At 71.9% G+C, this 12,034-nt stretch carries 11 protein-coding genes; 10 read left to right on the top strand and 1 reads right to left on the bottom strand.

All coding sequences use genetic code 11. From position 1 onward, the window contains the following. Positions 1 to 63: 63 nt before the first annotated feature. Positions 64 to 372 carry a DUF6412 domain-containing protein gene (locus NH2_RS24655; protein WP_067659114.1) on the bottom strand — a complete coding sequence of 103 codons (309 nt, stop codon included), beginning with the start codon at positions 370 to 372 and terminating at the stop codon, positions 64 to 66. 219 nt (positions 373 to 591) lie between these two features. Here NH2_RS24655 and dop point away from each other — a divergent pair, with 219 nt between their 5' ends. From dop to NH2_RS24605, 10 genes are all read left to right on the top strand, one after another. Further along, on the top strand, positions 592 to 2,091 hold the full coding sequence (gene dop, locus NH2_RS24650) for a depupylase/deamidase Dop (RefSeq protein ID WP_067659111.1): 1,500 nt from the start codon (positions 592 to 594) through the stop codon (positions 2,089 to 2,091). 104 nt (positions 2,092 to 2,195) lie between these two features. After that, positions 2,196 to 2,390 carry a ubiquitin-like protein Pup gene (locus NH2_RS24645; RefSeq protein ID WP_067659108.1) on the top strand — a complete coding sequence of 65 codons (195 nt, stop codon included), beginning with the start codon at positions 2,196 to 2,198 and terminating at the stop codon, positions 2,388 to 2,390. Next, positions 2,387 to 3,304, top strand: a complete 918-nt coding sequence (gene prcB / locus NH2_RS24640) for a proteasome subunit beta (protein WP_067659105.1) — start codon at positions 2,387 to 2,389, stop codon at positions 3,302 to 3,304. The genes NH2_RS24645 and prcB overlap by 4 nt, the downstream gene beginning before the upstream one ends. Continuing rightward, entirely contained in the window at positions 3,301 to 4,071 is a 771-nt protein-coding gene (gene prcA / locus NH2_RS24635) for a proteasome subunit alpha (protein ID WP_067659102.1), read from the top strand. The genes prcB and prcA overlap by 4 nt, the downstream gene beginning before the upstream one ends. 364 nt (positions 4,072 to 4,435) lie before the next feature. Next, complete coding sequence (gene pafA / locus NH2_RS24630) at positions 4,436 to 5,794, top strand: Pup--protein ligase (protein WP_084505856.1); 1,359 nt, start codon at positions 4,436 to 4,438, stop codon at positions 5,792 to 5,794. 24 nt (positions 5,795 to 5,818) lie between these two features. Beyond that, a complete protein-coding gene (locus NH2_RS24625) occupies positions 5,819 to 6,814 on the top strand; it encodes a helix-turn-helix transcriptional regulator (RefSeq protein WP_084505855.1) in 996 nt (331 codons plus the stop codon). Then, positions 6,811 to 7,791 (top strand): helix-turn-helix transcriptional regulator, encoded by a 981-nt coding sequence (locus NH2_RS24620; protein ID WP_067659097.1) that lies wholly within the window; start codon positions 6,811 to 6,813, stop codon positions 7,789 to 7,791. The genes NH2_RS24625 and NH2_RS24620 overlap by 4 nt, the downstream gene beginning before the upstream one ends. Positions 7,792 to 7,884: 93 nt before the next feature. Further along, positions 7,885 to 8,154, top strand: a complete 270-nt coding sequence (tatA, locus tag NH2_RS24615) for a Sec-independent protein translocase subunit TatA (RefSeq protein WP_067659094.1) — start codon at positions 7,885 to 7,887, stop codon at positions 8,152 to 8,154. Between the two features lie 212 nt (positions 8,155 to 8,366). Next, positions 8,367 to 9,320, top strand: coding sequence for a twin-arginine translocase subunit TatC (tatC, locus tag NH2_RS24610; RefSeq protein ID WP_067659090.1), 954 nt, complete (start codon positions 8,367 to 8,369; stop codon positions 9,318 to 9,320). Positions 9,321 to 9,323: 3 nt separating this feature from the next. Continuing rightward, positions 9,324 to 12,029, top strand: a complete 2,706-nt coding sequence (locus NH2_RS24605; RefSeq protein ID WP_067659088.1) for a DEAD/DEAH box helicase — start codon at positions 9,324 to 9,326, stop codon at positions 12,027 to 12,029. Positions 12,030 to 12,034 lie beyond the last annotated feature (5 nt).

Here is a 12,034-nt window from a genome sequence, read left to right as displayed (position 1 = left end):
CACCCCTCACGAACACGTGCGCGTACGGCGCACGGGTGGTTGACCGGAACGGCGGAATGCGCCTCAGGCGCGCACCGCTCCTGGTGCCCGTGGCCGCGGGCGGCCGGGGGTGCCGGGGTTGCTCTGGCGCAGGAAGTCGCCGCGCCTGCGCTGCTGGGCGGCAGGCGGCGGGCCGGTGCGCGGGATGGGCACCAGCGGTGCGCGGTCGCCCCGGGTGACCAGCAGCGCCACCACCAGCGCGGCCGCGAGCAGCGCCGCGACCTGCACCGCCGCCTGCGGTGCCGGGGAGCTCAGCCCGGCGGGCAGGACCAGCACGGCCACCGCGGCGAGCGCCGCGAGAATCGCGGGCAGCGCACGGTGGTCGGAGAGCATGCGCACAGTGTACGGCCGCGCCGCGTCACCGGAGTGCCCGCGAAGGCCGCGGCCGCTCGGCGCGGTGCGCCCACCTCGGCCGGCCGACTGCCCGCGAAGCCGGCGCGGGAGAACCGTCTCCGTCTCGGTTCGGCGATCGCGCGGGCCACGGTCACACCGCGACCGCCGCCAAGGACGACCCTCGGGAGGATGCCGGGGCCGGTCGCCTACGCTCGAAGGATGCAGCGCATCATCGGAATCGAGGTCGAGTACGGTATTTCGACCCCCACCGAGCCGTCGGCCAACCCGATCCTCACCTCCACCCAGGCCGTGCTGGCCTACGCGGCGGCCGAGGGTGTGCCGCGCGCAAAGCGCACGCGCTGGGACTACGAGGTGGAGTCGCCGCTGCGGGACGCGCGCGGCTTCGACCTGAGCCGGATGAGCGGCCCGGCGCCGGTCATCGACGCCGACGAGGTCGGCGCGGCGAACATGATTCTGACCAACGGCGCCCGGCTCTACGTCGACCACGCGCACCCGGAGTTCTCCGCCCCCGAGGTCACCGACCCGCTGGACGCGGTGATCTGGGACAAGGCGGGGGAGCGGGTGATGGAGGCCGCGGCGCGGCACGCCTCCAGCGTGCCGGGCGCGCCGCGGCTGCAGCTGTACAAGAACAACGTGGACGGCAAGGGGGCCTCCTACGGCACCCACGAGAACTACCTGATGAACCGGGCCACCCCGTTCAACCAGATCATCGTGGGGCTCACCCCGTTCTTCGTCTCCCGGCAGGTGGTCTCCGGGTCGGGGCGGGTCGGCCTCGGCCAGTCCGGCGACCAGGCCGGGTTCCAGCTCTCCCAGCGCGCCGACTACATCGAGGTCGAGGTGGGGCTGGAGACCACGCTCAAGCGCGGCATCATCAACACCCGCGACGAGCCGCACGCCGACGCCGACAAGTACCGCCGGCTCCACGTCATCATCGGCGATGCCAACCTGGCCGAGATGTCCACGTACTTGAAGGTCGGCACCACCGCCCTGGTCCTCGACCTGATCGAGAGCGGCGCCGACCTCTCCGACCTGCAGCTGGCCCGCCCGGTGACCGCCGTGCACACCATCAGCCACGACCCGACGCTGCGCGCCACCGTCGCGCTGCAGGACGGCCGCGAGCTCACCGGCCTCGCGCTGCAGCGCATCTACCTGGACCGGGTCTCGGCCTTCGTCGACCACACCGGCGACGACGACCCCCGGGTGCGCGACATCCTGGAGAACTGGGCCATGGTGCTCGATCTGCTGGAGCGCGACCCGATGGAATGCGCCGGCCTGCTGGACTGGCCGGCCAAGCTGCGGCTGCTGGAGGGCATGCGCAGCCGCGAGGGGCTGGGCTGGGCCGCGCCCAAGCTGCACCTGATGGACCTGCAGTACTCCGACGTCCGGCTGGACAAGGGGCTGTACAACCGGCTGGTTGCCCGCGGCTCGATGAAGCGCCTGGTCACCGAGCAGCAGGTACTGGCGGCGATGACCGAGCCGCCGACCGACACCCGCGCCTACTTCCGTGGCGAGTGCCTGCGCCGGTTCGGCGCCGATATCGCGGCCGCGAGCTGGGATTCGGTGATCTTCGACCTGGGCGGCGACTCGCTGGTCCGGATCCCGACGCTGGAGCCGCGGCGCGGGACGAAGGCGCACGTCGGGAAGCTGCTCGACGGCGTGGAGACCGCCGCCGACCTCGTGGAACAGCTCACCACGTAGGTAAAAGGTCCCTGCTGTCGGCGGGGCTGGGTAGTGTTGAGACACGCGCACGCACAGTGCGGAGGCGGCTTCGGCCGTGACGAGGAAGAGGGAGGTCGGCTGCCATGGCACAAGAGCAGACCAAGCGCGCCGGGGGCGGCGGCGAGGACGAGGGCCCGGACGGCGTCGACGCCGCGGGCCAGGAGCGTCGCGAGAAGCTCGCGGAGGAGACCGACGACCTGTTGGACGAGATCGACGACGTGCTCGAGGAGAACGCCGAGGACTTCGTCCGCGCCTACGTGCAGAAAGGTGGCCAGTGACCGCAGGTGATCCGTCACGGCTCCAGCTCGGATACGTGACTTCATCGTTCACCGACCATCTGCGCGCGACCGCACCGGAGCTGCTGCCGGGCAACGGCTTCACCGCGTCCACCGGTGCCACCGGCCGTGCCGGTGGCACCGGCGCGTCGGAGCTCGCCCCGCACGGCACCACCATCGTCGCGGTCAGCTTCCGCGGCGGTGTGCTCATCGCGGGCGACCGCAGGGCCACCATGGGCAACCTGCTGGCCAGCCGGGACATCGAGAAGGTGCACATCACCGACTCGTTCTCGGCGGCCGGGATCGCGGGCACCGCGGGGCTCGCGGTCGAGATGGTGCGCATCTTCGCCGTCGAGCTGGAGCACTACGAGAAGCTCGAGGGCGTCTCGCTCACCTTCGACGGCAAGGCCAACAAGCTCTCCAAGATGGTGCGGGAGAATCTGCCCGCCGCCATGCAGGGGCTCGCGGTGGTGCCGATGCTGGTCGGCTTCGACGAGCACGCCACCGACGCCGACCGGGCAGGCCGCATCGTCTCCTACGACGTGGTCGGCGGGCGCAGCGACGAGCGCTTCGGCTACGCCGCCGTCGGCTCCGGCTCCACCTTCGCCAAGTCGTCGCTGAAGAAGCTGTACGCCAAGGGCATCGACCAGGCGCGGGCGCTGCGCATCGCGGTGGAGGCGCTCTTCGACGCCGCCGACGACGACACCGCCACCGGCGGCCCCGATCTCATCCGCGGCATCTTCCCGACCGCGGTCGTGATCGACGCCGATGGCGCCGTCGAGGTGACCGAGGAACGGCTGGCCGAGATCACCAGGGCGATCGTCACCGACCGGGAGGCCGCCGAGGCGGTCGCGGGCCGGGCCGCGATCGAGGACGGGGCCGGCCGCGGTGCCGGGGAAGGGAGCTCCGGGGCATGACCCTGCCGTATTACGCCTCCGCGGAACAGATCGTCCGGGACAAGACCGAGCTGGCGCGCAAGGGCATCGCCCGCGGCCGCAGCGTCGTCGTGCTGGTCTACGACAAGGGCGTGCTCTTCGTCGCGGAGAACCCCTCCGCCACGTTGCACAAGGTCAGCGAGCTGTACGACCGGATCGGCTTCGCGGCCGTCGGGCGGTACAACGAGTTCGAGAACCTGCGGCGGGCGGGCATCCTGCAGGCCGATGTACGCGGCTACCAGTACGACCGGCGCGACGTCACCGGCCGGGCGCTGGCGAATGCCTACGCGCAGGCGCTCGGCACCATCTTCACCGATCAGCTCAAGCCCTACGAGGTCGAGCTGTGCGTGGCCGAGGTGGGCTACCCGGAGCAGCACCCGCAGTCGGTGCTCTACCGGGTCACCTTCGACGGGTCGATCGTCGACGAGCGCGAGTTCGTCGTGATGGGCGGCACCACCGAGCCGATCGTCAGCGCGCTCAAGGAGTCCTACCGGGCCGGGCTCGACCTGGCGACCGCTGTCCGGATCGCGGTGAACGCGCTGCAGTCCGGGCAGCCGGAGGGCGCCGACAAGGAGAAGCGGGTGCTCGGCGTCAGCTCGCTCGAGGTCGCCAGTCTGGAGCAGGCGCGGCCGCGCCGCACCTTCCGGCGGATCGCCGACGCGGCGCTGCAGGAGCTGCTCTCCGCCACCGCGGAATCCGCTTCCGACGGGGACGAGAAGCCTGCCGAGGGCAACGGCTCGCCCTCGTGACCGTTCGGGGACGCACCGCACGGTGCGTCCCCGAAGGTCCGCTCGCCACCGATGACCCGCCGGGCCGCCACTCCGCTGAGCGCGGCCCGCGTCGCGCCGTGCAGCACACCGGACAGCCGAGCGCCACGCAGAACGGCAGCCATGGGGGCAGTGCCACATGCCTCCCCCCAGCGCCGAGCCGGGCCGCGACACGGGGGCGTGCCGGGCGCGGCAGTGACGCATTTCCGTACCGGAAATTCTTTGTGTCGCGGCGGCCGCGGGGCGTTGTTTCCCCGGCCCGCACCCGGCATCGTTGCGAGAACGTAGGCAACGGGCTTCTCCCGACAACCCCGCCACCGGCACAAAGCGCTGTAATGTCGATGGGGTGCAGCGACGAATATTGGGGATCGAGACCGAGTTCGGTGTCACGTGCACCTTCCACGGTCACCGTCGGCTGTCCCCCGACGAAGTGGCTCGGTACCTGTTCCGCCGGGTGGTTTCCTGGGGCCGGAGTTCCAATGTGTTCCTCCGCAACGGCGCGCGGCTCTATCTCGACGTCGGGTCGCACCCGGAGTACGCCACCGCCGAGTGCGACAGCCTCGTCCAGCTGGTGACGCACGACCGGGCAGGCGAGCGGGTGCTGGAGGACCTGCTCATCGACGCCGAGCAGCGGCTCGCCGAGGAGGGCATCGGCGGTGACATCTACCTGTTCAAGAACAACACCGACTCCGCGGGCAACTCCTACGGCTGCCACGAGAACTTCCTCGTGGTGCGGGCAGGCGAGTTCTCCCGGATCTCCGACGTGCTGCTCCCCTTCCTCGTCACCAGGCAGCTGATCTGCGGCGCCGGCAAGGTGCTGCAGACGCCGAAGGCGGCCACCTTCTGCCTGTCGCAGCGCGCCGAGCACATCTGGGAGGGCGTCTCCTCGGCGACCACCCGCTCGCGCCCGATCATCAACACCCGCGACGAGCCGCACGCCGACGCGGAGAAGTACCGCAGGCTGCACGTCATCGTGGGCGACTCGAACATGGCCGAGACCACGACCATGCTCAAGGTCGGCACCGCCGCGCTGGTGCTGGAGATGATCGAGGCAGGCGTCTCCTTCCGTGACTTCGCCCTGGACAATCCGATTCGCGCCATCCGCGAGGTCAGCCACGATCTGACCGGCCGCCGGCCGGTGCGGCTGGCAGGCGGCAGGCAGGCCAGCGCGCTCGACATCCAGCGCGAGTACTACGCCCGCGCCGTCGAGCACCTGCGCAACCGCGATCGCGACCCGCAGGTGGACCAGGTGGTCGACCTCTGGGGCCGCACCCTGGACGCGGTCGAGGCGCAGGATTTCGCCAAGGTCGACACCGAGATCGACTGGGTGATCAAGCGCAAGCTCTTCCAGCGCTACCAGGACCGCTACAGCATGGAGCTCTCCGACCCCAAGATCGCCCAGCTGGACCTCGCCTACCACGACATCAAGCGTGGCCGCGGCGTCTTCGACCTGCTGCAGCGCAAGGGGCTGGCCAAGCGGGTCACCGAGGACGACGCGGTGGACGCCGCGGTGGACACCCCGCCGCAGACCACGCGGGCCAAGCTGCGCGGCGATTTCATCACCGCCGCCCAGGAGGCCGGGCGCGACTTCACCGTCGACTGGGTGCACCTCAAGCTGAACGACCAGGCCCAGCGCACCGTGCTGTGCAAGGATCCGTTCCGCTCGGTGGACGAGCGCGTGGATCGGCTCATCGCATCCATGTGACGGGCGTCGATTACCCTCTATCGGGTGGCGATATCCAAGGTCGAACGGCTGATGAATCTGGTCATCGCGTTGCTGTCGACCAGGCAGTTCCTCACCGCCGAGCGGATCAGGACGAGCGTCGCCGGGTACGAGGACTCGGCCAGCGACGAAGCGTTCAGCCGGATGTTCGAGCGGGACAAGAACGAGCTGCGCGATCTCGGCATCCCGCTCGAGGTCGGGCCGGTCGGCCGGTTCACCTCGGTGGAGGGGTACCGGATCAATCGCGATGCCTACGAGCTTCCCGAGATCGACCTCACCAGTGAGGAGGCGGCGGCCGTCGCGGTCGCCGTGCAGATGTGGGAGTCGCCGGAGCTCGCCGCCGCGGCCGATGGCGCGCTGCTCAAGCTGCGCGCGGCCGGGGTGCACGTCGAGACCGACGCCGCCATCGCCTCGGTGCCGGCCGTCCCCGCCCGCACCCGCGGCTCGGAGCCGGTGCTGAACAAGCTGCTCGCCGCGGTGGACGCCGGGCGCGCGGTGCGCTTCGAGCACCGGGCCCAGATGAACGCCCCCTACCTCATGCGCGATGTCGAGCCGTGGGGCGTCGTCACCCACCGGGGCCGCTGGTACCTGGTCGGGCACGACCGCGACCGGGACGCCGTTCGCACCTTCCGGCTCTCCCGGATCGGCGAGGACATCACCGCCTACGGCGCGGAGAACACCGTACGCAAACCGGACGGGGTCGACCTGCGCGAGGTGGTCGGCCGGGTCACCGAGGACGCCCCGGTGGTCGGCACCGCGACGGTGTGGGTGGCCGACGGCCGCGGCCGCGAGCTGCGCAGGCGCGGCACCGTCACCGGGAGCAAGGTGCTCGCGGGCCGCTCCGGTGCGGTGATCGAGCTGCCGGTGCGCTCGCTGGGCTGGCTGGCCAGGCTGATCACCGGGCTCGGCGCGGACGCGCTCGTCCTCGACCCGGAGGAGCTGCGCACCGATGTGGTCGCCCGGCTCCGCTCGGTCCTCGACCGCACCGAGGTACCGCTGTGACCAGCAGGCTCTCCGTGCGGCTGGCCCGGCTGCTGAACATGGTGCCGTACCTGATCGCCAATCCGGGTATCAGCGCGGCCGAGGCCGCCGCCGACCTCGGCGTCACCACCAAGCAGCTGATGAGCGACCTGAACCAGCTCTGGATGTGCGGGCTGCCCGGCTACGGCCCCGGCGATCTGATCGACCTCTCCTTCTCCGAGGAGAGCATCGAGGTCACCTTCTCCGCGGGCATGGACCGCCCGCTCCGGCTGACCTCCACCGAGGCCACCGCGCTGCTGGTGGCGCTGCGCTCCATCGTGGACATGCCGGGCATGGTCGACCCGAGCGCCGCCTACGCCGCCATCGCCAAGCTGGAGGCGGCTATCACCGGCGCGGCGCCCGCGCCGTCGGTGCTGCCCGGCGCCGAGCCGCCGGTGGAGCCCCCGGAGGTCGCCACCGTGCGGGCGGCGCTGGCCGACGGCCACGCGCTGCGGCTGGTCTACTACTCGGCCAGCCGGGACGAGGTCGCCGAGCGAGTGGTCGACCCGATCCGGATCGTCCTGGTGGACGACAACAGCTACCTGCAGGCCTGGTGCAGGCAGGCCGAGGGGGTGCGGCTGTTCCGGTTCGACCGGATCGAGGGCGCCACCGAGCTGGACGAGCCCGCCGCGCCGCCACGGGACGCCACCGACCGGGCCGCCGGGCTCGACCTCTTCCAGGACGACCCCTCGGTCCCGCTGGCCCGGCTGCTGGTCCGCGCCGACCACGCCTGGGTGCTCGACCAGTACCCGATGCACCGGGTGCGCTCGAACGCCGACGGCGGGCTGGAGGCCACCATGCGCTTCGCCACCCTGGACTGGATGGCGCGGCTGCTGCTCGGCTTCGGCGCCGGGGTCACCGCGCTCGGGCCGCCGGAGCTGGTCGCCGCCGTGCGCGAGCGCTCGGCCACCGCGCTGGCCGCGTACGCGGAGGCCGGGCCGGCCGACTCCGGCATCTGATGGCGGTCGCCTTCATTTGCCGACCGCAACTCGCGGTCGGCGTAGTCCGGGTCCGGTAGCATCGGACCTACCACAGCTTCGGGAGGTAGAACAATGGGCAGTCTGAGCATTTGGCACTGGCTGATCATCGCCGCGCTCTTCGTGATGTTCTTCGGTGCGAAGCGCTTGCCGGATGCCGCCCGCGGGCTCGGCCGCTCGCTGCGCATCTTCAAGAGCGAGGTGAGCCAGATGCAGAACGAGAGCGGGAGCCAGCAGGCCGCGCCGCAGCAGCAGGCCGCCGAGCCGGCCCAGCAGCTGCCCGCGGCAGCGCCGCAGCCCGCGCCGGGCAGCACCGAGCCGAAGACGCAGTCCAAGTCGCTCTGAGCTGAGGCGGCCCTGCCGCTGCGCCGGGCGCGCTCGGGGCCGCGGCTGCTGATCGCGCGCCGCGGCGCCGGGCCGGGCAGTACGCAGCCGTCGCATCGCGGGCGACCGGGCGCGCTGCCCGAGCGGTCCGCACCGTCAGTTCGCACCACTCCGCATCCACGACGCAGCCGGCAGGTGCCGCGCCGCACGGTCAGCCAGGGGCCTCACCGATCATGCGAATCCCGTTCGATCCGCGGCGCAGCCGACGCCGGACGAACCCCGACGGCACCATGTCGTTGGTCGAGCACCTCCACGAACTGCGCAGCCGCATGCTCAAGGCCATCGCGGCCATCGCGCTCGGCACCGTCATCGGCTTCCTGTGGTACTCGCACTCCGTGTTCGGGCTGGAGAGCCTGGGCGAGCTGCTGCGCGGCCCCTACTGCTCGCTGCCGCCGGAGGCGCGCGCCGCGCTGACCACGGACGGCGCCTGCCGGTTGCTCGCCACCGGGCCGTTCGAGCAGTTCATGCTGCGGCTCAAGGTCGGCATGACCGCGGGCATCGTGCTCTCCGCGCCGTTCTGGCTCTACCAGATCTGGGCGTTCATCACCCCGGGGCTGTACGCCAAGGAGCGGCGCTACGCGGTCGGCTTCGTCGCGACCGGCACCGTGCTCTTCGCGGCGGGCGCGGTGCTGGCCTACGTGATCGTCGCGCACGCCCTCGGCTTCCTGCTCACCATCGGCGACAATGTGCAGATCACCGCGCTGAGCGGTACGCAGTACTTCGGCTTCATCATCCAGCTGCTGGTGATCTTCGGCGTGAGCTTCGAGTTCCCGCTGCTGATCATCGGGCTGAACCTGGTCGGCGTGCTCAGCTACGTCAAGCTCAAGGCCTGGCGCCGCGGCATCGTCTTCGCGCTCTTCGTCTTCGCCGCCATCGTCACCCCGCAGGACCCGTTCTCCATGCTGGCGCTCGCGCTCGCGCTGACGGTGCTCTTCGAGGTCGCGGTGCAGCTCTCCCGCTTCAACGACGGCCGCAGGGCCAGGCGCGAGTCCGAGGAGGGGCTGGCCGGGCTGGACGACGAGGAGGCCTCGGCCATCGACGGCCCCTCCGGCGTGGACGCTTCGGCCCCGGTCGCACAGCCCGCGAAAACTCCGCGCTCGGTGTCGGACTACTCCGATACGCTCTGAGGAGTGACACACGACCGGTCGCTGACGGGCGAATTGGCACGCTTCGCCGCTCACCTCTCCTTCGCGCTCGACCCCTTCCAGCGGGATGCCTGCGCCGCCCTCGAGGCGGGGCACGGCGTGCTGGTCTGCGCGCCCACCGGCGCGGGTAAGACGGTGGTCGGCGAGTTCGCCGTGCACCTCGCGCTCGCCTCCGGCGGCAAGTGCTTCTACACCACGCCGATCAAGGCGCTCTCCAACCAGAAGTTCGCCGACCTGGTCGAGCGGCACGGGCGGGAGAGCGTCGGGCTGCTCACCGGCGACCAGTCGGTGAACCCGGGCGCCCCGGTGGTGGTGATGACCACCGAGGTGCTGCGCAATATGCTCTACGCCTCGTCCGACACACTCCGCGCGCTGTCCTACGTCGTCATGGACGAGGTGCACTATTTGGCCGACCGGTTCCGCGGCGCGGTGTGGGAGGAGGTCATCCTGCACCTGCCCGCCGAGGTCAGGCTGGTCAGCCTCTCGGCGACGGTGAGCAATGCCGAGGAGTTCGGCGCCTGGATGGAGACGGTGCGCGGCGACACCGCCGTTGTCGTCGACGAGAACCGGCCGGTGCCGCTCTGGCAGCACGTGATGGTCGGGCGCAAGCTGTTCGACCTGTTCGACACCTCGTCCAGCGACCAGAAGATCATCGTGGACGAGGATCTGGTGCGCTACATCCGGCAGCGGGAGAGCGCCGACCGGATGAACAACTGGGGCGCACCGCGCGGCCGCGGCGGCGGGCCGCGCCGCGACTTCCGCCCGCTGCCCCGCCCCGAGGTGCTGGCCCAGCTCGACGCGGAGGGGCTGCTCCCGGCGATCACCTTCATCTTCAGCCGGGCCGGCTGCGACGGCGCGCTGGCGCAGTGCGTGCGCTCCCGCCTCGACCTCGGCCGCCCCGACGAGCTCGAGGAGGTCGACCGGATCATCGAGAAGCACACCGGCGACCTGCCGCGCGGCGACCTCGAGGTGCTCGGCTACTGGGAGTGGCGCGAGGCGCTGCACCGCGGGCTCGCCGCGCACCACGCGGGCATGCTGCCCGCCTTCCGGCACACCGTGGAGGAGCTGTTCGTGCGCGGCCTCGTGCGCGCGGTCTTCGCCACCGAGACGCTGGCGCTCGGCATCAACATGCCCGCCCGCACCGTGGTGCTGGAGCGGCTGGTCAAGTTCAACGGCGAGGCGCACGCCGAGCTCACCCCCGGTGAGTACACCCAGCTCACCGGCCGGGCCGGGCGGCGCGGCATCGACGTCGAAGGGCACGCGGTGGTGCTCTGGCAGCCGCAGGTCGACGCCGGCGCGGTGGCCGGGCTCGCCTCCACCCGCACCTACCCGCTGCGCAGCTCCTTCCGCCCCGGCTACAACATGTCGATCAACCTCATCGACCGGATGGGCGCGGCGGAATCCCGCGAGCTGCTGGAGCGGTCGTTCGCGCAGTTCCAGGCCGACCGCTCGGTGGTCGGGCTGGTCCGCGGCATCGAGCGCAACCAGGGGCAGCTCGCCAAGCTGCGCGACCAGCTCGGCGGCGCGGGCGGCGGCATGCTGGAGTACATCGAGCTGCGCGAGCGGATCGCGCAGCGCGAGCGGCAGCTGGCCCAGCAGCGCAGGGCCGATCGCCGCGGCGCCGCCGCGGACGCGCTGGTCGCGCTGCGCCGGGGCGACGTGGTGGCGATCCCCACCGGGCGCAGGGCCGGGCTCGCGGTGATCCTGGAGCCGGACGCCACCCCCGGTGACCCGCGCCCGCTCGTGCTCACCGAGGACAAGTGGGCGGGCCGGGTCTCGGTCGCCGACTTCCCGGTCCCGGCCGAGGCGCTCGGTCACATGCGGCTGCCGCGCCGGGTCGACCACCGCACCGCGCGGGCCCGCCGCGACCTGGCCTCGGCGCTGCGCAGCACCGGCATCGCCGCGCCCGGCCGGGGCAGGCGCAACGGCAACCGGGCCGACGCCGCCGACGACCGCGAGCTCGCCACCCTGCGCCGCACGCTGCGCGCGCACCCGGCGCATCACCGCCCCGACCGCGAACAGCTGTGCCGGGTGGGCGAGCGGTACAGCAGGCTGGAGCGGGAGACCGAGGCCATGCGGCAGAAGGTCGCCGCCACCACGAACTCGCTGGCCCGCACCTTCGACCGGATCGTCGGTTTGCTGGCCGAACGCGGGTACGTCGCGGACGGCGAGGTCACCGCGGACGGCAGGCGGCTGGCGCGCATCTATACCGAGAGCGACCTGCTGGTCTCGGAGTGCCTGCGGCGGGGCAGCTGGCGCGGGCTCGGCCCGGCCGAGCTGGCCGCGGTGGTCTCCGCGCTGGTGTACGAATCGCGCCAGGAGGTCGGGCTGATCGGGGCGAGCGGCCCCACCCAGCCCATCCGGCGGGCGCTCAACGCCACGCTCGCGGTCTGGAGCGAGCTGCGCGCCGACGAGGCCGCGCACCGGCTCACCCCGACCCGCGAGCCGGACCCCGGTTTCGTCGGCACCGTCTACCTGTGGGCGCGCGGCGACGGGCTGGCCGACGCGTTGCTGGCCGGTGGCGAGCAGAGCTCGCCGCTCTCCGCCGGTGATTTCGTGCGCTGGTGCAGGCAGGTGATCGATCTGCTGGACCAGATCCACGGCACCGCCGACGATGTCGAGGTGGCGGCGACCGCGGCCAAGGCGGTGCGGGCCATCCGGCGGGGTGTCGTCGCCGTGGACGCCGCGTGACCGAA

This window comes from Nocardia harenae NBRC 108248, from assembly GCF_001612885.1.
In the GTDB taxonomy this organism is placed as follows: Bacteria; Actinomycetota; Actinomycetes; order Mycobacteriales; family Mycobacteriaceae; genus Nocardia; species Nocardia harenae.
Note: the sequence above shows the minus strand (reverse complement) of the source record. Positions and strands in the feature narration are given on the sequence as shown.